The sequence below is a fragment of the Streptosporangium sp. NPDC002544 genome (assembly GCF_040295965.1).
Lineage (GTDB): Bacteria > Actinomycetota > Actinomycetes > Streptosporangiales > Streptosporangiaceae > Streptosporangium.
The window spans coordinates 66,321-89,397 of record NZ_JBEOWJ010000024.1 but is presented as its reverse complement, the minus strand read 5'-3'; the positions used below and the strand labels follow the sequence as shown (position 1 = coordinate 89,397).

Annotated in this window: 24 protein-coding genes; 10 read left to right on the top strand and 14 right to left on the bottom strand. The window is 68.8% G+C overall.

What is annotated here, in order from left to right; all coding sequences use genetic code 11:
- Positions 1-100 precede the first annotated feature (100 nt).
- From ABT061_RS31325 to nucS, 5 genes are all read left to right on the top strand, one after another.
- Entirely contained in the window at positions 101-559 is a 459-nt protein-coding gene (locus ABT061_RS31325; RefSeq protein WP_350924736.1) for a hypothetical protein, read from the top strand.
- On the top strand, positions 556-891 hold the full coding sequence (locus ABT061_RS31320) for a winged helix-turn-helix domain-containing protein (protein ID WP_350924734.1): 336 nt from the start codon (positions 556-558) through the stop codon (positions 889-891). Before ABT061_RS31325 ends, ABT061_RS31320 begins: the two co-directional genes overlap by 4 nt.
- Positions 888-1,766, top strand: a complete 879-nt coding sequence (locus tag ABT061_RS31315) for an ABC transporter ATP-binding protein (RefSeq protein ID WP_350924732.1) — start codon at positions 888-890, stop codon at positions 1,764-1,766. Before ABT061_RS31320 ends, ABT061_RS31315 begins: the two co-directional genes overlap by 4 nt.
- Positions 1,763-2,917 carry an ABC transporter permease gene (locus tag ABT061_RS31310; RefSeq protein ID WP_350924730.1) on the top strand — a complete coding sequence of 385 codons (1,155 nt, stop codon included), beginning with the start codon at positions 1,763-1,765 and terminating at the stop codon, positions 2,915-2,917. Before ABT061_RS31315 ends, ABT061_RS31310 begins: the two co-directional genes overlap by 4 nt.
- 129 nt (positions 2,918-3,046) lie before the next feature.
- Positions 3,047-3,706 (top strand): endonuclease NucS, encoded by a 660-nt coding sequence (gene nucS, locus ABT061_RS31305; protein WP_350924727.1) that lies wholly within the window; start codon positions 3,047-3,049, stop codon positions 3,704-3,706.
- Positions 3,707-3,888: 182 nt separating this feature from the next.
- Here the strand turns inward: nucS and ABT061_RS31300 are convergent, their stop codons facing one another.
- Entirely contained in the window at positions 3,889-4,512 is a 624-nt protein-coding gene (locus ABT061_RS31300) for a TetR/AcrR family transcriptional regulator (RefSeq protein WP_343975602.1), read from the bottom strand.
- A gap of 60 nt (positions 4,513-4,572) precedes the next feature.
- Here ABT061_RS31300 and ABT061_RS31295 point away from each other — a divergent pair, with 60 nt between their 5' ends.
- The 4 genes from ABT061_RS31295 (at position 4,573) to ABT061_RS31280 (ending at position 8,480) form a co-directional block, all read left to right on the top strand.
- Complete coding sequence (locus tag ABT061_RS31295; protein WP_350924725.1) at positions 4,573-4,839, top strand: VOC family protein; 267 nt, start codon at positions 4,573-4,575, stop codon at positions 4,837-4,839.
- Positions 4,836-5,357, top strand: a complete 522-nt coding sequence (locus tag ABT061_RS31290; RefSeq protein ID WP_350924723.1) for a hypothetical protein — start codon at positions 4,836-4,838, stop codon at positions 5,355-5,357. Before ABT061_RS31295 ends, ABT061_RS31290 begins: the two co-directional genes overlap by 4 nt.
- Positions 5,358-6,265: 908 nt before the next feature.
- On the top strand, positions 6,266-7,747 hold the full coding sequence (locus ABT061_RS31285; RefSeq protein WP_350924721.1) for an aldehyde dehydrogenase family protein: 1,482 nt from the start codon (positions 6,266-6,268) through the stop codon (positions 7,745-7,747).
- A 151-nt stretch (positions 7,748-7,898) separates the two neighbouring features.
- Positions 7,899-8,480, top strand: coding sequence for a TetR/AcrR family transcriptional regulator (locus ABT061_RS31280; protein WP_350924719.1), 582 nt, complete (start codon positions 7,899-7,901; stop codon positions 8,478-8,480).
- Positions 8,481-8,594: 114 nt separating this feature from the next.
- Here ABT061_RS31280 and ABT061_RS31275 read toward each other — a convergent pair whose 3' ends face one another.
- The 6 genes from ABT061_RS31275 to ABT061_RS31250 all read right to left on the bottom strand — a co-directional run bounded on the left by ABT061_RS31275 (position 8,595) and on the right by ABT061_RS31250 (position 16,042).
- The gene (locus tag ABT061_RS31275; RefSeq protein WP_350924717.1) at positions 8,595-8,912 is read right to left on the bottom strand and encodes an STAS domain-containing protein; all 318 of its coding nucleotides are present in this window, start codon (positions 8,910-8,912) and stop codon (positions 8,595-8,597) included.
- A gap of 194 nt (positions 8,913-9,106) precedes the next feature.
- A complete protein-coding gene (locus tag ABT061_RS31270; protein WP_350924715.1) occupies positions 9,107-9,700 on the bottom strand; it encodes a response regulator in 594 nt (197 codons plus the stop codon).
- Positions 9,697-10,818, bottom strand: coding sequence for a sensor histidine kinase (locus tag ABT061_RS31265; protein ID WP_350924713.1), 1,122 nt, complete (start codon positions 10,816-10,818; stop codon positions 9,697-9,699). The genes ABT061_RS31270 and ABT061_RS31265 overlap by 4 nt, the downstream gene beginning before the upstream one ends.
- A 118-nt stretch (positions 10,819-10,936) precedes the next feature.
- The gene (locus ABT061_RS31260) at positions 10,937-11,734 is read right to left on the bottom strand and encodes an ABC transporter permease (protein ID WP_350924710.1); all 798 of its coding nucleotides are present in this window, start codon (positions 11,732-11,734) and stop codon (positions 10,937-10,939) included.
- Positions 11,735-11,736: 2 nt separating this feature from the next.
- Positions 11,737-12,795, bottom strand: coding sequence for an ABC transporter ATP-binding protein (locus ABT061_RS31255; RefSeq protein ID WP_350924708.1), 1,059 nt, complete (start codon positions 12,793-12,795; stop codon positions 11,737-11,739).
- A 94-nt stretch (positions 12,796-12,889) separates the two neighbouring features.
- Positions 12,890-16,042 carry a S41 family peptidase gene (locus tag ABT061_RS31250; protein WP_350924706.1) on the bottom strand — a complete coding sequence of 1,051 codons (3,153 nt, stop codon included), beginning with the start codon at positions 16,040-16,042 and terminating at the stop codon, positions 12,890-12,892.
- A 68-nt stretch (positions 16,043-16,110) separates the two neighbouring features.
- Here ABT061_RS31250 and ABT061_RS31245 point away from each other — a divergent pair, with 68 nt between their 5' ends.
- Positions 16,111-16,701, top strand: coding sequence for a cob(I)yrinic acid a,c-diamide adenosyltransferase (locus ABT061_RS31245; protein ID WP_350924704.1), 591 nt, complete (start codon positions 16,111-16,113; stop codon positions 16,699-16,701).
- A gap of 34 nt (positions 16,702-16,735) precedes the next feature.
- On the opposite strand, the gene ABT061_RS31240 is transcribed toward ABT061_RS31245, so the two are convergent.
- From ABT061_RS31240 to ABT061_RS31210, 7 genes are all read right to left on the bottom strand, one after another.
- The gene (locus ABT061_RS31240; protein ID WP_350924702.1) at positions 16,736-17,149 is read right to left on the bottom strand and encodes a DUF2550 domain-containing protein; all 414 of its coding nucleotides are present in this window, start codon (positions 17,147-17,149) and stop codon (positions 16,736-16,738) included.
- A gap of 44 nt (positions 17,150-17,193) precedes the next feature.
- Positions 17,194-17,613: a F0F1 ATP synthase subunit epsilon gene (locus tag ABT061_RS31235; RefSeq protein WP_350924700.1), complete on the bottom strand. Its 420-nt coding sequence runs from the start codon at positions 17,611-17,613 to the stop codon at positions 17,194-17,196.
- 68 nt (positions 17,614-17,681) lie between these two features.
- The gene (gene atpD, locus ABT061_RS31230; RefSeq protein WP_350924698.1) at positions 17,682-19,109 is read right to left on the bottom strand and encodes a F0F1 ATP synthase subunit beta; all 1,428 of its coding nucleotides are present in this window, start codon (positions 19,107-19,109) and stop codon (positions 17,682-17,684) included.
- A 1-nt stretch (position 19,110) separates the two neighbouring features.
- A complete protein-coding gene (locus ABT061_RS31225) occupies positions 19,111-20,013 on the bottom strand; it encodes a F0F1 ATP synthase subunit gamma (RefSeq protein WP_350924696.1) in 903 nt (300 codons plus the stop codon).
- Positions 20,014-20,016: 3 nt separating this feature from the next.
- Positions 20,017-21,666, bottom strand: a complete 1,650-nt coding sequence (atpA, locus tag ABT061_RS31220; protein WP_350924694.1) for a F0F1 ATP synthase subunit alpha — start codon at positions 21,664-21,666, stop codon at positions 20,017-20,019.
- Between the two features lie 23 nt (positions 21,667-21,689).
- A complete protein-coding gene (locus ABT061_RS31215) occupies positions 21,690-22,499 on the bottom strand; it encodes a F0F1 ATP synthase subunit delta (RefSeq protein WP_350924692.1) in 810 nt (269 codons plus the stop codon).
- The gene (locus ABT061_RS31210) at positions 22,499-23,047 is read right to left on the bottom strand and encodes a F0F1 ATP synthase subunit B (RefSeq protein WP_350924690.1); all 549 of its coding nucleotides are present in this window, start codon (positions 23,045-23,047) and stop codon (positions 22,499-22,501) included. The genes ABT061_RS31215 and ABT061_RS31210 overlap by 1 nt, the downstream gene beginning before the upstream one ends.
- Positions 23,048-23,077 lie beyond the last annotated feature (30 nt).

The window sequence follows — 23,077 nt, the reverse complement described above, 5'->3', positions numbered from 1 at the left end:
CTCCCAGAGAGGGATCGGCTACCCAAAAGCCGGTCGGACATCCCGGGAGCTGAAAGAAAGTACTTGAATGGGAGTTGAGTAGTAATTAGTATTTGAGTACATGAAGACTGGAGGGGGCATGGGAGACGACCTGACACCGGAGGAGGCACTGCGGCAGATCGGCGAGGTCGACCGGCGCACCCGGCGACCGGCACGCGTCGTCGGCCTGCTCTACGCGATCCTCGGCCTGGCCACGATCGCGTACTGGCCGATCATGTATCTCGGCCCCGGCTGGTCCCGGGCCGTGGTCGGGGTGGCATGGGTGGCACTGACCGTCGTGTTCACCTGGTACCTCGGCCGTATGGGAATCCAGGACCGCGAGGTCACCTGGGCCAACAAGTCCACCGGGCCGGTGACGGTCACCTACCTCGTCGCCTTCCTGACCGTGTTCGTGTTCGGGATGTTCTTCCGCCCCGACGACCCGGGTCCCGGCTGGATCGCGACGCTGGTCACACTGACGGTCTGCGCGAGCGTCCCGCCCTTCTACGCGGCGTGGCGCGTGCTACGGGCGGAGCGGTGAGCGGCACGGGCGGAGCCGGAGGTGGTACGGGCTCGCACCCCCGGCACGACCTTGACGACGTCATCCACGCGCCCGTCCGACTGTCGATCATGGCCGCTCTGGCGGCCACCGACAGGGCCGAGTTCCGCTTCCTCCGCGACACCATCGAGGTCAGCGACTCCCTGCTCTCCAAGCATGTCATCACCCTGGAAGAGGCCGGCTACGTGCGCGTGGAGAAGGCCTTCGTGGGTAAACGCCCACGCACCTGGCTGGCCCTCACCGACGAGGGCCGCCGGGCGTTCCACGACTACGTCTCCGTGCTGAGACGCCTTACCGAGGGATCCCCCCCATGATCGAGATAAACGATCTACACAAACGATACGGCGACAAGACCGCTCTGAGCGGGGTGACGTTCTCCGTGAAACCCGGCGAGATGTTCGGCTTCGTCGGAGCCAACGGCGCGGGCAAGACCACCACGATGCGCATCCTGATGGGCGTGCTGACCGCCGACTCGGGCTCGGTGCTCCGCGACGGCCGGCCCCTGACGTTCGAAGACCGGCGCCGGTTCGGTTACATGCCCGAAGAGCGTGGCCTCTACCAGAAGATGCGGGTCACCGATCAGATCGAGTACTTCGGCAGGCTCAGCGGCCTGACCGCGAGCGGGGCGAAGAAGGCCACCGGCGACCTGCTCGAACAGCTCTCGCTCACCGAACGCGCGACCGACACGGTGGACGCGCTCTCCCTGGGCAACCAGCAGCGCGTGCAGCTCGCGGTGGCGCTGGTGCACACCCCCGAGGTGCTCGTGCTGGACGAGCCCTTCTCCGGGCTCGACCCGCTCGCCGTCGACGCGCTGGCCGGGGTGCTCGTCGCACGGTGCGAGGCGGGCGTGCCCGTGCTCTTCTCCAGCCACCAGCTGGACCTCGTCGAGCGGCTCTGCCACTCGGTCGGCATCATCTCCGCCGGCCGCATGGTGGCCAGCGGCACCGTCGACGACCTGCGCGACCGGGAGGGACGCGGCCGGCTCAGGGTGGTCGTCAGGGACGCCTCCCCCGGCTGGGCCGCGTCCCTGCCGGGAGAGGTCGTCGAGAAGGGCGACGAGGTCCTCGTCGCGGACGTGGACGGCGACGGCCAGGACATCCTGCGCCTCGCGGTCAAGGCCGGAAAGGTCGAGCACTTCGGCTGGCAGCGGCCCACACTCACCGAGATCTTCAGGGAGGCGGTCGCGTGAGCGGGCTGCTGCTGGTCGCGCGGCGGGAGATCATCACGCGCGGCCGTACAAAGGCGTTCGTCATCGGGCTGGTGGTGAGCGCCGTGCTGGTCGGCGCGCTCGCGTTCCTGCCCAAGCTCTTCTCGGGGCCCGACTCCTACACCGTGGGCCTCGTCGGACCGCAGTCGCAGGCGCTGCAGCCGGTGCTGACCGGCACGGCCAAGGACGTGACGATCGCCGTCAGGGAGTTCCCCGACGAGGCCGCCGCGAGCGACGCGGTCAACGCCGGCGACGTGGACGCCGCGGTGGTGGACGGCCGCAGGGTGCTCGCCGACGGCGAGGTCGACCGCGAGCTGGGCCTGCTGCTGGAGAACGCGCACCAGACCGTCCAGACCCAGAGTCAGCTGGCCGACGCGGGCCTGGACGCGGCCAAGGTCGCCCAGGCGATGCAGGTCGCCCCCCTGGAGCAGGTCTCGGTCGGCGCCGACGCCCGCTACGCGAGCGTGCGGGTGGGCATCGCGTCCCTGCTGGTCATGGTCCTGTTCTTCCTGCTCATCTACTCCTCCATGTACGTCGCCATGGGAGTGATCGAGGAGAAGGGCAGCCGGATCGTGGAGATCCTGCTGACCTCGATCCGCCCATGGCAGCTACTCGGCGGCAAGATCCTGGGGCTGGGCACCCTCGCGCTGGCCAATCTCGTCGTGATCATCGTGGCCGGTCTCGGCGCGGCGATGGCGACCGGCTTCGTGGCCGAGCTGCCCCCGGGCATGACGGGCATCGTGATCAGCACCCTGTTCTGGTTCATCCTCGGTTACGCGTTCTTCGCCGCGCTGGCGGCGGCGCTCGGGTCGCTGGTGTCCAGGCAGGAGGACGCGAACAGTGTGCTGACGCCGATGACGATGCTCATGACGATCACCTACCTGGTGGCCTACTTCGCGGCGGTCCAGCCCAGCAGCGCGGTGGCCAGGATCCTGTCGATGGTGCCGCCGTTCTCCTCGATGGTCATGCCGGTCCGGATGGCCGGGGGCGAGGTGCTCGCCTGGGAGATCGCGACGGGCTCGGCCCTGATGCTCCTGGCCACGGTGGGCACGCTCCTGCTCGGCGCGCGCATCTACCAGCGCGCGGTGCTGCGCACGGGCGCCCGCGTCAAACTCTCCGAGGTGGTCCGCTGACCGTGCTCGCCAAGCCGTACGCGTGAGCCGGGGCGCGGCTCACGCGTACGGACGCGGGCGGTGCGGTGGAGCCGCCGCCGTGGCCGGATCTCGGGGATCGGGGCGCCGCCGGGCCGATAGGCTTCGGTAATGCGTCTGGTCATCGCGCGGTGCAGCGTGGATTACGTCGGGAAGCTCACCGCCCATCTTCCGATGGCGCCTCGGCTCATCCTCATCAAGGCCGACAGCAGCGTCTCCATCCATGCCGACGACCGGGCCTTCAAGCCGCTGAACTGGATGAACCCGCCGTGCAAGCTCCGCGAGGAGGAGGGCACCTGGACGGTGACCCACGGCAAGACCGGTGAGAAGCTCGTCCTCACCATGGAGGAGATCATCCACGACACCAGCCACGAGCTGGGCGTGGACCCGGGGCTCATCAAGGACGGGGTCGAGGCCCACCTGCAGGAGTTGCTGGCCGAGCACATCACCACACTGGGCGCGGGCTGGACGCTCGTCCGCCGCGAGTACATGACGGCCATCGGCCCGGTGGACATCCTCTGCCGCGACCACACGGGCGCCTCCGTGGCCGTGGAGCTCAAGCGCCGCGCCGGCATCGACGCCGTGGAGCAGCTCACCCGCTACCTGGAGTTGATGAACCGCGACCCCCTGCTCGCCCCGGTGACCGGCATCCTGGCCGCCCAGAGCATCGCCCCGCAGGCCAAGACGCTGGCCGAGGATCGCGGAATCCGCTGCGTCACCCTCGACTACGACGAACTACGCGGCATCGAGCGCAACGACACGCTGTTCTAGCAGGACTTACGGGCGAGCCATGCCCGCACCGCAGGTGGCGGCGGAAGGTCTCACGTCGTGCGGGTCGTCGATGACGTCTTCTTCGAATGGCTCCGCAGAAGAGGCGGCGCGGCGCCAGCACAGCGGTCAGGCCGTCCAGTGCGCTGAGCGAGTCCGGTGCGGCACGTCGCGCACCCCGGCCGTCAGGGTGACAGCAGCCCGTGACACAGCTGGTCGGCACTCCAGTCCTGCCACCGTGCCGTGCTCCACCCGCATTCGCGGGTCATCACCAGAAACAGATCCGGCGACAGCAGCCCGACCGTGATGTCGGTGGCTTGCCCCTCGGTCAGGCCGGGCCGCAGGGCCTGCAGGCGGGCCAGGATGGCGACGACCTCCCCGTGAGCGGTGTGCCGCTGCTCGCTGTTGGCGGCCCATTGGGCGGCCATGTCGGGGTCGCCGGCCGCCGCGTCGCGAACCACCGCTAGGACGAGGGCGACCCGGTCGAGGATGACGCCGCTCTGGTGCACCCATCCCCGCACCACCGCCATCGGGTCCTGCGCCGCCTGCAAGGCGGCGAACCAGGGCCGTTTCAGCAGCGGCACGGGTTCGTCGTCTCCGACAGAGGCGACATCGACCACGTGCTTGAGCAACTGGCTCTTGGTTCCGTAGTGGAAGTAGACCGTCTGCACCGACACCTCGGCCGCGTCGGCGATCTGCTGGAAGGTCGTCCCGGCATAGCCGCGCACCACAAACAGCCCTTGCGCGGCGTTCACGATACGGCTTCTGGTCTGTGCCGAGCGCCGCTTGGGGCTCTTGACGTCTTCCATCGATTTAGAGTATCACTTTAGAGCGTCACTTTAGAGTAGCACTACAAGAGAAGATGATTCATGACCGTCCCGGGCGGGTTCCACCACGTCAAGCTGCCCGTCTCGAGCGTGCACAAGAGCCTGGAGTGGTACCGGCGCCTGCTCGGCCCCGAGGTGGCGATCGAGTTCGTCGAGGACGGCGTGCTGCGCGGCGTCGCCAACGTGGCCGACAGAACGAAGGGCGAACCCTCCGGCGAGCCCTCGGCCGCCCGGCTCCAGGGCTCCGGCAGCGCCGCCGGGGCCGGCCACCGACGCATCCCCACGTCACAGAAAGAGGACCTACCGTGATCGGCACCCCCCTCCTTGCCAGGCTCGTCATGGCCGCGGCCATCACCGCACCCGCGCCTGTCACCGCCCACGCGGACGCGCGGCGTCCGGCCACGGCGGCCGACTGGCCGGAATCCGGCTCGTTCCTCAGATACGACTACGATCCCGCCACGGGCAAGTTCGAGGCCTCGACGAAGGGCACCTACGAGATAACCGGCATCCACCCCGACCTCTTCCAGCCGGTCGGTACCGCCCACGTGAAAGGCAATGTCACCAACCACGCCACGGGCGACTTCCGCTGCGCCTTCGGGCTCTTCCGCATCACCTATCGCACCGCCGACGGAAACCTGCTGCCCACCATGAAGTACTACCGGAACTGCAAGGGCAAGACCGCGCTGACCTTCGAGTTCTCCTACCCGAATGTCCACCGGCTCGAAGTCAAGGCGTGCACCGACGGCAAGCGCCCGGAAGGCACCAGGCCATCGCTGCACTGCGTGGAGAGCGGCGGGTGGAAGGTCCTCTACGTGAGCTACCCCTGAGCGGTTCGGGGCTGTACGGTTTTCGGCTCTGTCGCAGATTCGGCGGTGACGGAACGTCCCTCCGCGTCACTGTGAGCCGCGCGCGCTGTCAACGAGCTCGCGGGGGTGGTGTTCTCCGGGTTATCGCCGCCGGTCGTGGAGAACGTGGCGGACGAGGGCGAGCGGTTCCGGGTACGGGCGCGAACCCCGGACGGGTCGGTCGCCTGTCCGCAGGAGGAATCAGAGTCACCGATCAGAACATCCGGATCGGCTGTGCCCGAGGATCCGGTCGGCGGGCCGATAAGTCAGGGGCAGTTTTGAACACCGCGCAGACCTTTGTCAGGGGTATGGACCCGGCGGAGTTTCCCACCACCGCCAGACCCGGCCCGCCACCGGAAATCCCGCCTTCGGCCTCATTTCAGCCTGCCCTCAAACGGTATTGCGCCCAGACCTCATCCAGAGACGCGATTTCCGGCACCGAGAACAGGCAGTCCGTCCCCACCATGCCGCATCAGCAGAAGAGAAGCGCATGAACAACTGAGAAAAGGCCGCCGTCGCACTTGTGGCCATGGTCACGTTGACCGGACTCACTTTCATCCCGGCAACCGCCTCCTCCACCCGGAAGAACGCCAAGATCTGCCAGCAGGCGAGCAGGTCCGTACGGTACCTCTTCTACAGATCCGACAACAGCGGAAGAACGTCGACGACCGGTGGAACCGGGCGGCGGACGCCCCGGCAGGTGGACAGCCCAGCTTGTAAGTAATGGTTTACTGTGCAACGACTTCCGGTCTATCGTGAGCGGAACGTGCCCGTACCGCCCGCTGCCGGGGCGGCGGGCGCCGCGCATCTCGCCTTTCCGGCGGGCGCCGACCTTCCCCGAGCGGCGTTTCGCCTTCCAGGGCATCCGTCACGGCACAGAGGAGACGACCTTGACCACGGCGACCGGACAGCGCACCTTCGACTCCCTCGACCCGGCCACCGGCGCCGTCGTCGGCACCCACTCGATCCAGGACGCCGCGGCGGTGCGCGCCGCCGTGGCGGAGGCCGGGATCGCCGCCGCGTGGTGGGCCGGGCTGGACCGGGCCGAGCGTCGGCGTCGGCTGCTCGACTACAAGGCGATCCTCGCGCGTGGCCTGACCAGGATCGCCCGCCTGGTCCATGAGGAGACGGGCAAGCCGGAGGCCGACGCCACCCTGGAGGTCGTCCTGGCCATCACCCACCTCGACTGGGCCGCCAGGAACGCGCACAGGGTGCTCGGGATGCGACGGGTCTCCCCCGGACTGGTCGGCGCCAACATCGCGGCCACCCTGGAGTACCTGCCGCTGGGGGTGGTCGGGGTGATCGGGCCGTGGAACTACCCGGTGTTCACCCCGATGGGATCGATCGCCTACGCGCTGGCCGCGGGGAACGCCGTGGTGTTCAAGCCCAGCGAGCTGACCCCGGGCGTGGGCGTGCTACTGGCCGCGCTGTTCGCCGAGGCGGTGCCGGAGCACCGGGTCTTCCAGACCGTCACCGGGCTGGGCGAGACCGGCGCGGCCCTGGCGGGGGACCCCGGGGTGGCGAAGATCGCCTTCACCGGCTCGACCGCCACCGCCAAGCGGGTGATGGCCGCGTGCGCGACGAACCTGACGCCGCTGGTCGCCGAGTGCGGCGGCAAGGACGCGCTGATCGTGGACGCCGACGCCGACCTGCCCGCCGCCGCGGACGCGGCGCTGTGGGGCGCGCTGTCCAACGCGGGCCAGACCTGCGTCGGGGTGGAGCGGATCTACGTGGTGGACGCGGTCTACGACGCCTTCATGAAGGAACTCACCGATCGGGCCGGTCAGGTGAAGGCCGGGCGCGACTACGGCCCGATCACCATGCCCGCCCAGCTGGACATCATCCGGCGGCATATCGACGACGCGGTCGCGGGCGGCAGGGCCGTGCTGGGCGGGACCGGCTCGGTCCGGGCGCCCTTCGTCGACCCGGTGATCGTCGAGGACGTGCCCGAGGACTCCCCCGCGGTCCGCGAGGAGACGTTCGGCCCGACGGTGACGGTGAAGCGGGTCGCCGATGTGGAGGAGGCGCTGGAGAAGACCAATGCCACCGCGTACGGCCTGGCCGGGACCGTTTTCTCGGGAAACACCCGGCGGGCTCTGGAGCTCGCTCGCCGGATGCGCGGCGGGATGACCGCCATCAATTCGATCATCTCCTTCGCGTCCATCCCCGCGCTGCCGTTCGGCGGGGTCGGAGACTCCGGATTCGGCCGTATTCACGGCGCGGACGGGCTGCGGGAGTTCGCCCGCCCCAAGGCCGTCTCCCGCCGGCGCTTCGCGCTGCCCGGGATGAACATCACCTCGTTCACCCGTAGCCAGAAGGAACTTGACCGGCTAGTCAGACTTGTTACCTTCTTGCATGGACGACGCAGGTAATAACACAATGCCCCTTCCACAAAAAGGATCTTGCACCCATAATGGTTGATTCTGGGGGCCAGAGCCATGAGGTGGAAGTGATAAAGCGATTATTTGTCAACCCCATATCGACGTTCAGGTACTTGACATGAACGGACGGTCATATCGGGGAATGTCAGCGGAGGAGCGACTGGCAGAACGCCGGGAACGTCTGATCTCCGCGGCGTACAACCTCTACTCCGATCCAGGATTCCCCGAAACCACGATTGAGAGGCTGTGCGCCGCGGCACGCATCTCCAACCGCGCCTTCTACGAATGCTTCTCCGGACGCAACGAGTTGATGCGGGCCGTGCACGACCGATGCGTGCACGAGACGCTGCAGTCGGTGGCGAAGTCCATAGAGCAGGCCCCTGACACCCTGGCCGCCCGGGTCGAGGCGGGAATCTCCGGATACATCAATTTCGTCACCGAAGACAGGCGCCGTGCCAGGATCATGCATCTGGAGGTGCGCAGAGCAGGTGACTGCCTCGTCACCTCACGGCAGCTGGCCGTCACGGCCTTCACCGACATGATCGAGCTGAACGTCGCGGATCTGCCGGAGGCGGTCAAGGCCAACCGGCACCTGCTCGCGCTGGGCATGATCGGAGCGATCCAGGAGCTGCTCATCGAGTGGGTGCTGGCCGACGACCCGCCCTCGACCGAGAGCATGATCAGCACTGCCGTTCACATCTTCTACCGGTCTTTCACCGGGTGACCCGGTCACCTCGGTACGACCTCGACGAGGCGGAGACGAGGACGGGCCTCAGCCGGCCCGTCCTCCGATATGTTCCGGTGCCGCCGGTGTCCCGAATTCCGGCGGGCGACCGGATCAGGCCACCGCGGCCATGGGGTGCTCGACGGTCAGGACCCGGTTGAGCCGGGTCACCGCCAGCACCCGCATGATCCTCGGCGGCACCCTCCTGAGAATGAGGCGGCGTTCCGCGCCCACAGCGCGGCGATGCGTGCCCACCAACACCCCCAGCCCGGTGGCGTCGATCATTTCCAGCCCGGAAAGATCTACGATCAGGTCGCCGCGCCCGGAGTCGACCGCCTCGTGCAGCCGCGGGCGCACTCCGGTGACGGTTCCCACGTCGAGACGGGCCCCGACGCTGACCACCTGGGCCTGGGGGTTACCAGGGACGCGCATGCCTCCTCCTCACACCTGGCCACAAAAGAGACGTGACCAGGCACAACGGCGGTGCGTCACCGCAGCCAGTCGATCACGCACCGCATTCATATGCTGCCACAGCGTGTAAGAAGGCGCGAACTTCCTCCGCGTCAGAATTCCCCCTTCTTACCAACACAGGAACCTCTTGCCCGAATCAACGGATAAAACGCGGTTCAAAGCCAACCTTTTTGTTGAGCCGCCCGGATGGCGGTGATCCGGTTGCTCGCCCCCAGCTTGGTGATGGCACTGGACAGGTAGTTGCGCACGGTGCCCTGGGTGAGGTGGAGCGAGGCGGCGATCTCGGCGACCGAGGCTCCCCGCGCGGCCAGCTCCAGGGAGCCGCGCTCGCGCTCGGTGAGAGGACTCTCACCGGCCATCATCGCCGAGGCGGCCATCTCCGGGTCGAGGTAGCGCCCGCCCGACCAGACCTTGCGGATCGCCTTCGCCAGCTCATCGGCGGGGGTGTCCTTGGGGATGAAGCCACGCACCCCGGCGGCGAGCGCCCGCCGCAGGTAGCCGGGCCTGCCGAAGCTGGTCAGCACCAGCACCGCGTGGCCCGGCAACGTCTCGGCGACGCTCAGCCCGTCCATCCCCGGCATCTCGATGTCCAGCACGATCACGTCGGGCCGGTGTTCCCTCACGGCCTCGGCCACCAGGTCCCCCCTGGCCACCTCGGCCACCACCTCGATGTCCGGCTCCAGGCCCAGCAGGGTGGCGATCGCCCCTCTGACCAGGTGCTCGTCATCGGCCAGCAGTACCCGGATCATCGTGCTTCCTCCAGCGGAACCGTCGCCCGCAGCCTGAACTCCCCCGGGCCCCCCGGGCCTACCGTGACGGATCCTCCGGTGGCGGTTACCCGCTCCGACAGCCCGATGAGACCGGTGCCGCCGACGCCGTCCATCTCGGCCACCCCGTCGTTGGTCATCTCCAGCACGGCGTTCCCCTCCTGGATCGTGATCGCGATCCGGCACCTGGTGGCGAAGCTGTGCCGCAGCACGTTGGTGGTGCCCTCGCGCACCACCCAGGCCAGCAGCGTGGCCGCCTCCTCAGGCACCTGATCACCCGGCTCCTTCAGCGTGCAGCGGACACCGCCCGCCTCCAGCACCGCGATCATCCCGCGCAGCTCGGCGGCGAGATCGACGGTCCGGTAGCCGCGCACCGCCGCGCGAATCTCCTTGAGCGCCTGCCGCGCCAAGGTCCTCACCTCCTCCATCTCCCCGGTGGAACGCCCGATGTCCACTCTCGACAGCTTGACGGCCACCTCGCTCTTGACCGCGATCGCGGTGAGGCTGTGCCCGACCAGGTCGTGCAGGTCGCGGGAGAAACGGAGCCGCTCCTCGGTGACGGCCAACCTGGCCTGCGCCTCCCTGCCCTCCTCGGCGGCCCTGACCACCTGCCAGAACCAGAGCTGGAACCGGTTCGTCCACGGCGCCACCACACTCACCACGAGGTAGATGATGAGGAGGGGGCGGGGATCGTCCGCGTACGGCGGCGCGAACACGTTGGCGAGATCGGCGACCGGTGACGTGAGAAGCGGGCCGACGACGGCCGCGGCGACGCAGGCGGCGATCGTGGCGGACCTGTTCAGCAGCAGCGCGGCACCCGACGCCCATGCCGGGGCGAGCAGCCCCCAGGACCAGAGATGGCCGTCCTGGGTCAGCATGAGGACCACCGCGACCATGGCCGAGGTGAGGATCGCGCCTCCGGCGGTGCTCCCCGCGACCGCCGCCTGAAGGATCCTCAGGGAGAGGACTGTGAAAACCACCAGGCCAAGCACCCCGACAAGCAGTGGGGTGAGCGGGAGCCGCCCGTCCACCTTCGCCAGCGCGCCCAGGGGACCGGCCCAGGCCATGACGATACCCATGCTCAGGGAGAGAACGGTCATCCGGCGGAGCCGCTGGAGGTGTGACCGCTTCCTCCCCCGGGGAAGCGCGAAGGGGATGAGGCGTCCGAGACGCCTCATCCCTTTCCTGCTAATTTCGGATGACATTTCGTAATCAACGCTATCCGCGCCGGGGCTCCCAGCGGAACAGCCACCGGGCCAGCAGCCCCGCCACCGCGATCCAGGCCAGCAGCATCGCCAGTGAGGGCAGTGCGGCCGCCCACTGCCCAGCCGTGCTCAACGCCTCCCCACCGCCGGAGACGTGGTCCCCGCCCAGGAAGGCGGTGCGTACGATCTCCACGACCGGGGTCGCCGGGAGCAGGGCGGAGACGGTGCCCAGCGTGCCGGGCAGCGCGTCGGAGGGAAAGGCGATCGGGGCGCCGACGAGCACGATCAGGAGCACCGGAAGCACCGTGACCTGGGCGACCTCGGCGTTGGGCGTGATCCCCGAGAAGGCGGCGCCCAGCAGGCCGAACAGCAGGACCCCCAGGACCACGGCGGTCACGAGCAGCGGCACGTTGGCCACCGTGACGCCCTCGGACCGCTGGATCCAGATGGCCAGCAGCAGCACCTGGCCGAGATAGAGCACCAGCGCCCCGAGAGCACTGCCACCGAGGATCGCCAGACCGGACGGCTGGCCGGCGCGCAGCCTTTTGAGCACCAGTTCCTCACGCCGGGCGGTGAAGGAGTTCACCAGGTTGACGAAGACCGCGAAGGCCAGCATCAACCCCGGCACCCCGGTCAGCACGAACAGCCTTCCGGCCACACCGTCGATCTCCGCGTCACCGACGGTCTGGGTGAACGCCCAGGCCATCAGGAACGGCAGCAACAGTACGTTGAACAGGACCGTGGTGTTCCTGCCTATCAGGGTCAGGTCGAGCCTGGCGAGCCGTACCGCGTGCAGAACGTCGATCCTCATGACTACTTGACCTCTCCGGCGACTCGCATGAAGGCGTCTTCCAGGGTTCCGCGCCGTACGGCCAGCCGTTCCAGGCTCTCGCCCCGTACGTCGGCCCAGGCCAGGAGGTGCCGGACCGCCTCGTGCGCGCGGGTCTCCGGCCGCCCGACGGTCAGGGTGTAGGCGACCTCCGTGGCGCCGCCGTAGGTGAGCACGGGGGCCGCGCCGTCCAGCCGAGGGAGATCGTCGAAGTTCCAGGCGATGCCGGGAAGGCGGAAAGAGACCCGGTCACCGGCCCCGGCCACCACCTCCTCGACGGTGCCGTGCAGGTGGATCAGGCCCTCGTGCATGATGGCCAGCCTGTCGGCGAGACGCTCGGCCTCCTCCAGATAGTGGGTGGTGAGCAGCACCGTGGTGCCCCCCACCCGCAGGTCCTCGATCACCTCCCAGGTGGCGCGGCGCGCCTCGGGGTCCATCCCGGTGGTCGGCTCGTCCAGGAAGAGCACCTCCGGCCGGGAGATCACCGCCAGCGCGAGGTCGAGCCTGCGCCGCTGGCCGCCGGAGAGCTGCCGGACCTTCGTCCTGGCCTTCCTCTCCAGCCCGGCCAACTCCAGCGCGCCCATGGTCTGCCGGTCCACGCCCCGAAAGCGCCCCAGCAGGCCGGAGCCCGCCGGCGGCTCTGTGGTGCCGGAGAGGGTGACCGGCCGGCCCGCGTCCTCGCTCAGCCCCTTCCACAGGCCGACGGTCTCGGCAACCGTGAGGTCACCGATGAACCCTCCCTCCTGCAGCATGATCCCCACCCGGGGCCGCAGTTGGCGGCGCTGGCCGACCGGGTCGAGTCCAAGCACTCGGACGGTACCGCCGGTCGCGGCTCTGAACCCCTCCAGGACCTCCACGGTGGTGGTCTTGCCCGCGCCGTTCGTGCCGAGCAGGGCGAACAGCTCGCCCCTCGGAACGCTGAAGGAGACGCCGCGCACCGCCTCGAAGTCGCCGTACGCCTGCCGGAGCCCGCCGACCTCGATCACGTTGTCGAGGCCGGCGGTCGCGGCGCCGGGCGGATCCGTCACCTGTGGTGTTGTCATGGCGACAATCGTCGTCTTCCCGCGTTTGAGCAGGTAGTCGCCAATATCACCGGAAAAATATGATCTTTAAGATCTTTTAGATGACAAATGTCAACTACGGGCGGGGCGGCAGCGCGGGGCGGCGACGGGACGGCCGGGTGGAGGCGTCGGGCGGGGTCGCCGCCGGGCGCTCGTCCAGCGCGGCCAGCGCGAGCCGTACCGCCTCCTCGATCTGCGGATCCCTGCCCGCCGCCCAGTCGTCAGGGCTGATGTCGATCTCGACGTCCGGATCGACGCCGTAGTTCTCCACCCCCCAGCCGAGCCCCTCGAACCAGAAGGAGTACCTGGGCACGGTGATGTGCGACCCGTCGACCAGCCGGTGGCTGCCCTCGATGCCGATGACGCCACCCCAGGTGCGGGTGCCCACCACCGGCCCGAGCTTGTAGATCTTGAAGGCCGCGGTGACGATGTCGCCGTCGGATCCGGCGTTCTGGTTGGCGATCGCGACCAGCGGGCCGCGCGGCGCGTCCTCGGGATAGGTGATCGGCGTCATGCCCCTGGGCAGGTCCCAGCCGATGACCCGGCGGATCAGCCTCTCGATGACCAGCTCGGAGGTGTGGCCACCTCGATTGCCCCGTACGTCCACCACCAGCCCCTCGAAGGTCATCTCCCTGCGCAGGTCGCGGTGGAACTGCGCCCAGCCCTCGGCGACCATGTCCGGGATGTGCAGGTAGCCGAGGCGGCCGCCGCCGAGCTCCCTGACCCGCGCCCGGCGCCCGGCCACCCAGTGCTGGTAACGCAGGCGCCTGTCGTCGCCGAGCGGCGTGACGACCACCCTCCGGCCACCGCCCAGGGTCAGCTCGACCGGCTTGTCCGCGGCGCCGACCAGCAGCCGGGCGGGACCCTCCGGTGGCACCGGGCGGCCGTCGACCGCGAGCAGCGTCTCTCCCTCCAGGACCGCCGCCCCGGGCCCGGCCAGCGGCGAGCGGGCGTGCACGTCGGAGGACTCGGCGGGCAACACCGTGTCCACCTGCCAGCGGCCGTCGGCCCCCCTGGAGAGATCGGCACCGAGCAGGCCGACCGGCTCCGAGGCCGGGTAACCCCAGGCCGCCCCGTCGACATAGGCGTGCGAGCTGCCCAGCTCCCCCACGACCTCCCAGAGCAGGTCGGCGAAGTCGTCGGCGGTGGCGACACGGTCCACCAGCGGCCGGTACTCCTCCAGCACGGCCTCCCATTCGACGTCGGCCATGTCCTCGACCCAGAAGTCGGCGCGCATCCGGCGGCCCGCCTGGGCGTAGGCGTGCCGGCGCAGGGCCTGAGGATCTCCGGTGATCCGGATCCTGGACAGGTCGACGGTCGTCTCGTCGCCGTTCTTGGCACCCGGCTTGCCACTGGCCGGCCGGACCGTGAGCGTGCCCTTGTCACTGACGACGAGCTGCGTGCCGTCACCGCTCACCCGGTACCAGTCGAGCTTGTCGACCACCTCCTCCCACTTGCGCTTGTCCAGGTCGTAACGGTCCAGCGCCGCCCGGGGCGCCTCACTCCCCACCTCGTCCCGGTCCTCGCCGAGTTCCCCCGCCAGCGGCTCGCGCAGCCAGACGAACCCGCCCTTGACCGCCCGCAGGTTCGAATACCGTCCCTCGGGGACCGGCACCCGCACGACCCTGGCGGAGATGCCGTCCAGGTCCACGGTGATCGCGGCCTCGTCCCGCTTGTCGTCGTCACCGGAGTCGGCGACGGGCCGCCCCGCGGAGCTGGGCGCGAACGGGGACGGGGTGGAGGCGGCCAGCGGCACCAGATAGGGCCGGTAGCCGAGCGGGAAGGACATGTCGAAGGAGTGCGCGTCATAGATCGGGTCGAAGCCACGCCGCGACAGGAACGCCAGGTGGTCCCCGGCGAACGCGGGCGAGATGTCCGCGAACCTGCCATCGGTGACATCGGTCACCACCCGGTCGGCCACCCTGGCCAGCCTGATCCTGCGCAGATGCTCGCTGTCCGGGTGTGACCAGGCCAGCCAGCCGGAGTCCGGCGACCAGGCGAGGCTCTGGATCTCACCGGCGGCCCTCGCCAGCTCCACCACTTCGCCGGAGGCCACGTCCACCAGGAGCAGCCGCCCGTCCCTGGCGCTCACCGCGATCGTGTTCCCGTCGGGTGCGACGGCCAGGTCCGCGACCTCGCCCAGCTTGCCCGCGGCGATCCTGCGGCTCTCTCCGCCCCCTGCGGGGACGATCTCCAGTCCCTGGGTCTCGCCGTCGTCAAAGACCCACACCACCCGGTCGTCGCCGAGAAGGCGGGGCCGCCCCGCCGACAGGCCGGTGCTGAGCTGCCGTGCCGGGCCGTCCCGATGGGTCACCCAGTGCACCGTCCCGGCGACCTCCACCACGCTGGCCCGCCCGGTGGCGTCCACGGCCAGGTCGTGCAGCCGCCTGCCCGCGTTGACCTGGTAGGGCTGCCGCCCCCGCAGCGGGGAGCCGAGCGTGACGTCGAGTTTGCGGGCCTCGGCGTCAAGATCGTCCAGGAGGTAGAGGTCACCGGCGTTCTGGTAGACGATCCGCCTCCCGTCGGTGGTGGCGTGCCTGGCGTAGAAGGCCTCGTGGTCGGTGTGGCGGCGCAGGCCGGTGCCGTCCAGCTCGCAGGAGTAGAGGTTGCCGACGCCCTCGTGGTCGGAGAGGAAGGCGAGCCGTCCCCCGACGAGCATCGGATCGGCCAGCTGGCTGTTCAGATCGGTCAGGATCCGGGTGAAGTCACCCTCTCCCCGCCGCACCCACAGCCGGCCCGCCGTACCGCCCCGGTAGCGTTTCCAGGTCGCCGGATCGCGGGCGAGCGCCGCGGTGAGAAGTGCCACCGCGTCTTCCGTGACCGAGAGGTCGTTGACCGGACCGTACGGCAGCCGCTCGACTCCGTCGCCAAGCGCGTAGGCCCAGGTCTGCCAGAGGAACGGCTGGCCGGTCGCGCTGATCGCGAGGACCTCTCCCTCCGGTGTCCAGCCGCGCGCGCGGGTCCGCGCGTTCCCCCAGTAGGTCAGCCGCTCGGCGGATCCGGAGTCCAGATCCGCCAGGTAGATCTCGGGGGCGCCGTCGCGAACGCTGGTCCAGGCGACCTTGGTGCCGTCAGGTGAGAGACGGGGATGGCTCGCGGGAGCCCGGTCGGCGGAGAGGCGCCACGCCCGGCCGCCATCCGCCGGAGCCACCCAGACGTCGTCGTCCGCGACGAACGTCAGTGTCTCGTGGGAGAGGTGTGGGAATCGCAGGTAGAAACCAGAAACCATTAACAAATCATATTGTCGACTATCGGGTGAATCGGGGGCAATTTTCGCCCCCCGATAAGCTGGACGGCATGACGCGAGCTGACAGAGACAACCCGGTGGTGCTCTCCAAGATCTACACCCGTACCGGGGACGACGGCACGACCGCGCTCGGCGACATGAGCCGTACCCGCAAGACCGACCCGCGCCTGGCCGCCTACGCGGACGTCGAGGAGGCCAACGCGGCGATCGGCGTGGCACTGGCCACGGGTTCCCTGGAGGCGGACGTCACCGCCGTTCTCACCCGGATCCAGAACGAGCTGTTCGACGTCGGGGCCGACCTCTGCACCCCGATCACGGAGAACCCCGAGTTCCCGCCGCTGCGGGTCGAGCCCTCCTACATCGAATGGCTTGAGGCGCGCTGTGACGAGTTCAACGAGCGCCTCAAGCCGCTGCGCAGCTTCATCCTGCCCGGCGGCACCCCGGCCGTGTCCTGGCTGCACGTCGCCAGGACCGTGGTCCGGCGGGCCGAGCGGACCGTCTGGTCGGCGCTGGAGGCCCACGACGACGTCAATCCGCTGACCGCGAAGTATCTCAACCGGCTGAGCGACCTGATGTTCATCCTCTGCCGGGTGGCCGCAGGTGGCGACGAGATCCTCTGGAAGCCCGGCGGCACCCGCTGAGGGGGCCCGCCGCCCGGTGACAGGGCGCGGAGGATCAGGCGACGTCGAGATGGGCGCTGGGCGGGGCGGACTCCAGCCAGGCCACGAAACCGGTCAGTGCGCGGTATCCCATGGCGAGTTCGAAGGCGCTCTGCCCGTTGCGGCACTCAAGCGCCGTCACCCCCTCGATGAACCCGAAGAACTCACCGGAGCCGACCTTACGACGGCCGGAAACGACAAGGCCGCGCCTCACGATGACGTGGCGCGGCCTTGGAAGCAGACCTATGAGCGGGATCCAGTTGAGGTGGCCGTCGGCATAGCGGGCCACTCCGACCCGCCACCCCCGCTCCCTCGACATGGGGCGCAGGCAACACAGCACCGACCCTCGGAAGCGGGTCAGGATGAGCACCCTGAGCGCCAGGAGGGCGACGAGCAGCCCCACCACGATGAGTACGTCCAGCACCACCATGTCTGCCCGCCCCCCAACAAGCCCTTACCGCTAAGAAGCCGAATTTATCCGACTTCTTCTCCGGCCGCGCGCAGCCGGGCCCTGGCACGCTTGGCCTCGGCGGCGGCCTCGGCGGCCGCGTCCGCGTCTTCCTGGCCGGACTCGACCGAGGCCTGAGCCCGCTCCAGCGCGCTTCTGGCCCGGGCGATGTCGATCTCGGAACCAAGCTCGGCGATCTCGGCCAGGATCGACACCTCGTCGTCGGCCACCGAGAGGAATCCTCCGTGGACGGCGGCGACGAGATCGGCCTCGCCGTCACCTCGCTTGATCTTCAGCAGCCCGCCCTCGACGAGAACGCCGAGTACGGGTGCGTGTCTAGGCATGATACCGATCTCGCCGTCGACGGTCTTGGCAATCACCATGTCGGCCTCGCCGGACCAGATCTCCCGCTCCGGGGAGACGACGCCTACTCGCAGCTTCGCCACTTTCTCTCCAGTTCCCTATCGAACCAGGTGCCGGTACGACCGCGTGACCGTACCGGCACCGAAGGCGACTAGCGGGCGAGTTCCTTGGCCTTGGCCACGGCCTGGTCGATGCCACCGACCATGAAGAACGCCTGCTCGGGCAGGTGGTCGTAGTCGCCGGCGCACAGACCCTTGAACGAGGCGATGGTCTCGTCCAGCGGCACGTTCTCTCCGGGCTGACCGGTGAACGCCTCGGCGGCGTACATCGGGTGGGACAGGAAGCGCTCGATGCGACGGGCCCGGTTGACGGTGACCTTGTCCTCTTCGGAGAGCTCGTCGATACCGAGGATCGCGATGATGTCCTGCAGTTCCTTGTACTTCTGCAGGATCCGCTTGGTCTCCTGAGCCACGCGGTAGTGCTCCTCGCCCACGATCAGCGGGTCGAGGATCCGCGAGGTGGAGTCGAGCGGGTCCACCGCGGGGTAGATGCCCTTCTCCGAGATCGGCCGCGAGAGCACGGTCTGCGCGTCGAGGTGCGCGAACGCGTTGTGCGGGGCCGGGTCGGTGATGTCGTCCGCGGGGACGTAGATCGCCTGCATGGAGGTGATCGAGTGACCGCGGGTCGAGGTGATGCGCTCCTGCAGAACACCCATCTCGTCGGCCAGGGTCGGCTGGTAACCCACCGCGGACGGCATGCGGCCGAGCAGGGTGGACACCTCGGAGCCGGCCTGGGTGAACCGGAAGATGTTGTCGATGAAGAGCAGCACGTCCTGCTTCTGCACGTCACGGAAGTACTCCGCCATGGTCAGCGCGGAGAGCGCGACGCGCAGACGGGTGCCCGGGGGCTCGTCCATCTGGCCGAAGACGAGCGCGGTGTCCTTGAGGACGTTCGCCTCCTCCATCTCCAGCCAGAGGTCGTTGCCCTCACGGGTACGCTCACCGACACCGGCGAACACCGAGGTGCCACCGAAGTTGCGGGCGACCCGGCGGATCATCTCCTGGATCAGAACGGTCTTGCCCACGCCCGCGCCGCCGAACAGGCCGATCTTGCCACCCTGCACGTACGGGGTGAGCAGGTCGATGACCTTGATGCCGGTGGTCAGCATCTCGGTGCGCGACTCAAGGGTGTCGAAGGCGGGCGAGGGGCGGTGGATGCCCCAGCGCTCCTCGATCTTGAGCGACGCGGTGGGCACGTCCAGTGCCTCACCGAGCGTGCTCCACACGTGGCCCTTGACGACGTCGCCGACCGGTACGGAGATGGCCGCGCCGGTGTCGGTCACCGCCGCACCACGGGTCACACCGTCGGTGGGCTGCATGGAAATGGCCCGGACCAGGTTGTCACCCAGGTGCTGGGCGACCTCCAGGGTCAGCAGCCTGGTCTCCCCGCCGAGGGTGACCTCGGTGGTGAGCGCGTTGTAGATCTCGGGCATCGCCTCGACGGGGAACTCCACGTCGACGACGGGACCGGTGACCCGCGCGACGCGGCCCACGCCGGTCTCAACAGTCTGTGCAGTCATTTCACTCTTTCCCCGCTGCGGAGTCAGCCAGCGCGCTCGCGCCACCGACGATCTCGCTGATTTCCTGGGTGATCTCGGCCTGGCGAGCTTGGTTCATCTGCTGGGTGAACGTTCGGATGAGCTCGTTGGCGTTGTCGGTCGCCGACTTCATCGCCCGGCGACGCGACGCCTCTTCCGAGGCCGCCGACTGGAGCAGCGCACTGAAGATGCGCGACTCCACGTAGCGCGGCAGCAGCGTGTCGAGAACATCGGCCGCGCTGGGCTCGAACTCGAAGTACGGCAACGGCGTGCTGTCCACCGGCTCGACGGTCTCCTCGACCTCCAACGGCAGGATTCGCTTGATCACGACCTCCTGCGTCAGCATCGAGACGAACTGGGTCGAGACGATGTGGATCTCGTCCACCCCGTCCTCGGCCGAGAACGAGTCGATCAGCACACCGGCGATCTCCTTGGCGTCCGAGTAGGAGGGCTTACGGGAGAACCCCGTCCACTGCCCGCTCATCTCGCGGCCACGGAAGCTGTGCCAGGCGACGCCCTTGCGGCCGGTCACGAAGGGCACGGGCTCGATGCCCCTGTCCTTCAGCAGACCGCCGAGGGCCTCGGCCTCACGCAGGATGTTCGCGTTGAAGCCGCCGCAGAAGCCGCTGTCGCTGGTGACGATGAGCACGGCGGCCCTGGCCGGCCGCTCCTTCTCCACGGTCAGCGGGTGGTCGACGCTGGCGGTGTTGCTGACGACGCCCGTCACGGCGCGAGTGATCTCGCGCTCGTACGGCACCGCCGCCTGCATCCGCAACTGCGCCTTCACGATGCGCGATGAAGCGATGAGCTCCTGGGCGCGCGTGATCTTCGCCGTTGACTTGACCGACTTGATCCGCCGCCGCAGCAGTCTTAGCTGGGCACCCATCGGCTACTTCTTCTCAGCCGTACGGACGCGCTTGGTGATCTTTTCCTGGCCGACCTCTTCGGCGCCGAGCGCCTCGACCGGCTCCTCGTTGACCAGCAGCTCGCCCGCGGAGGTCTCGAAGGTCTTCTTGAACGCGGTGACGGCGTCCTTGAGAGCGGTGACCGTGTCCTCGGACAGGGCCTTGGTCTCTCGGATGCTGTCGAAGATGCCCTTCTTCTCTCGACCGATGTAGTCCAGGAACTCCGCCTCGAAACGGCGGATGTCCTCGACCGGGACCTCGTCGAGCTCACCGGTGGTGCCGGCCCAGATGGAGACGACCTCGTGCTCGACCGGGAAGGGGCTGTACTGCGGCTGCTTGAGCAGCTCGACCAGGCGCTGACCGCGCTCCAGCTGAGCCTTGGACGCCGCGTCCAGGTCGGAGGCGAAGGAGGCGAAGGCCTCCAGGTCACGGTACTGGGAGAGCGACAGGCGCAGCGTTCCGGCGACCGACTTCATCGCCTTGGTCTGGGCCGAGCCGCCGACTCGGGAAACCGAGACACCGACGTTGATGGCGGGACGGACACCGGCGTTGAACAGGTCCGTCTCCAGGAAGACCTGGCCGTCGGTGATGGAGATGACGTTGGTCGGGATGAACGCCGAGACGTCGTTGCCCTTCGTCTCGATGATCGGCAGACCGGTCATCGAGCCGGAACCCATCTCCTTCGACAGCTTCGCGCAACGCTCCAGGAGGCGGGAGTGCAGGTAGAAGACGTCACCGGGGTAGGCCTCGCGGCCCGGCGGACGACGGAGCAGCAGGGAGACCGCGCGGTAGGCGTCGGCCTGCTTGGTCAGGTCGTCGAAAACGATGAGAACGTGCTTGCCCTGGTACATCCAGTGCTGGCCGATGGCCGAACCGGTGTAGGGGGCGAGGTACTTGTAACCGGCCGGGTCGGACGCCGGAGAGGCGACGATGGTGGTGTACTCCAGCGCGCCCGCCTCCTCAAGGCGAGCCTTGACCTGGGCGATCGTGGAACCCTTCTGGCCGACCGCGACGTAGACGCAGCGGACCTGCTTGTCCGGGTCGCCGGAGAGCCAGTTCTCCCGCTGGTTGAGGATGGTGTCCACGGCGATCGCGGTCTTGCCGGTGCCACGGTCACCGATGATCAGCTGGCGCTGGCCACGGCCGATCGCGGTCATCGCGTCGATCGCCTTGATGCCGGTGGCGAGGGGCTCCTTCACCGGCTGGCGCTGCACGACGGAAGGCGCCTGAACCTCGAGGGGACGAACACCCTCGGACTCGATGGCACCCTTGCCGTCCAGCGGAATGCCCAGCGGGTCGACCACTCGGCCGAGGAAGCCGTCGCCGACCGGCACGGACAGGACCTCGCCTGTCCGGCGGACCGACTGGCCCTCCTCGATCTTGCTGAAGTCGCCCAGAACAACGACACCGATCTCCCGGACGTCCAGGTTCAGTGCCAGGCCACGCGTGCCGTCCTCGAACTCAAGCAGCTCGTTCGCCATCGCCGAGGGAAGGCCGGAGACATGGGCGATACCGTCGCCGCAGTCGACGACGGTCCCGATCTCCTCACGCGCGGCGCCTTCCGGCTCGTACGCCTGGACGAAGCGCTCAAGTGCGTCCCGGATCTCGTCCGGCCGGATCGTAAGCTCCGCCATCTCTCTTCAGTCTCCCTATTCGCCTAGCCGGCCAACCGGCGGCGGACTTCTTCGATTCGTCCCGCGATGGTGGTGTCGATGAGATCGTCCCCGATGTGCACCGAGAACCCTCCCAGCACCCGCGGATCCACCTCGACGTTCAGATGAACGTCGCGGCCGTACGAGGTGCGCAGCCACGTGGCGAGACGCTGCTTCTGCTCCTCTGAGAGCACGATGGCGCTCCGCACCACCGCGACGAGGCGCTGCCGCTGGGCGGCGACCAGCTTTCCGAACTCCTCAAGGCCACTGTCCAGGCTACGTCCTCGCGGGTGTACCACGAGCTGCGTGACCAGGCGGAGAGTGGTGGGGGCGACCTTGTCGGCGAGCAGGGAGCCCAGCAGTTCCCGCTTGGCCTGCTCCGGTGCCGTCGTGGAGGTCAGGGTCCGGTGCAGTTCCAGGTTCGAGGCGACGATGCGCCCGAACCTGAACAGCTCGTCCTCGACGTCGTCGAGCCTGCTCTGCGCCTCGGCCTCCGCGGAGGCGGCGATGACGCCGAGACGCTCAAGGGCGTCGGCCAGGTCGCCGGATCGGGCCCACCGCGCGGACACGGCCGCGGCGACCGTCTCCAGCGCGGCATCGCTGACCTTGCCCTCCAGCAGCACCCGTATGACCTGCGCCTTCTGGGCCGCGGGCCGGGCGGGGTCGGAGAGGTTGCGGCGGAGCCCGTGCTCACGGTCGAACAGGTCGGCGACCGAGAAGAGCTCGTCGGCCAGCGTGCCGAGGTCGGCGCTTCCCGCGACGGCGTTGAAGCGCTCTTCGACCTCGGCCAGCGAAGCCCTGCTCAGACCTCTCATCAGCGGACCGCCGCGCTGCTCGACTCGAGCTCCTCAAGGAACCGGTCCACGGTGCGGCGCTGGCGCGCCTCGTCCTCAAGGGACTCGCCGACGATACGACCGGCCAGATCGATCGACAGACGACCGAGCTCCGCGCGGAGCTGGGCGAACGCCTGCTGACGGTCGGCCTCGATCTGCAGGTGCGCAGCCTCGACGAGACGGCGGGCCTCGGCCTGCGCCTCCTCGCGGAGCTCGGCCTTGATCTGCGCACCCTGCTCGCGAGCTTCCTCACGGAGGCGGGAAGCCTCGTGACGAGCCTCGGCGAGCTGGTCCTTGTACTGCTTGAGCAGCGCCTGGGCCTCGGCCTGGGCGTCCTCGGCTCGCTTGATGCCGCCTTCGATCGCATCGGTCCGCTCGGCCAGGGTCTTCTGGATTCGCGGGGTGAGGATCTTACCGACGACGAAGAGGACGACGAAGAACGCGAAACCGCCGACGACCAGCTCGTAGAGGTGCGGCATGATCGGGCTGGTGCCGCCCTCGGCCGCCAGGAGCTTAGCTGCGGTAGTCATCGATGCAGCCTTCCGTCAGGGTGTCTTCGA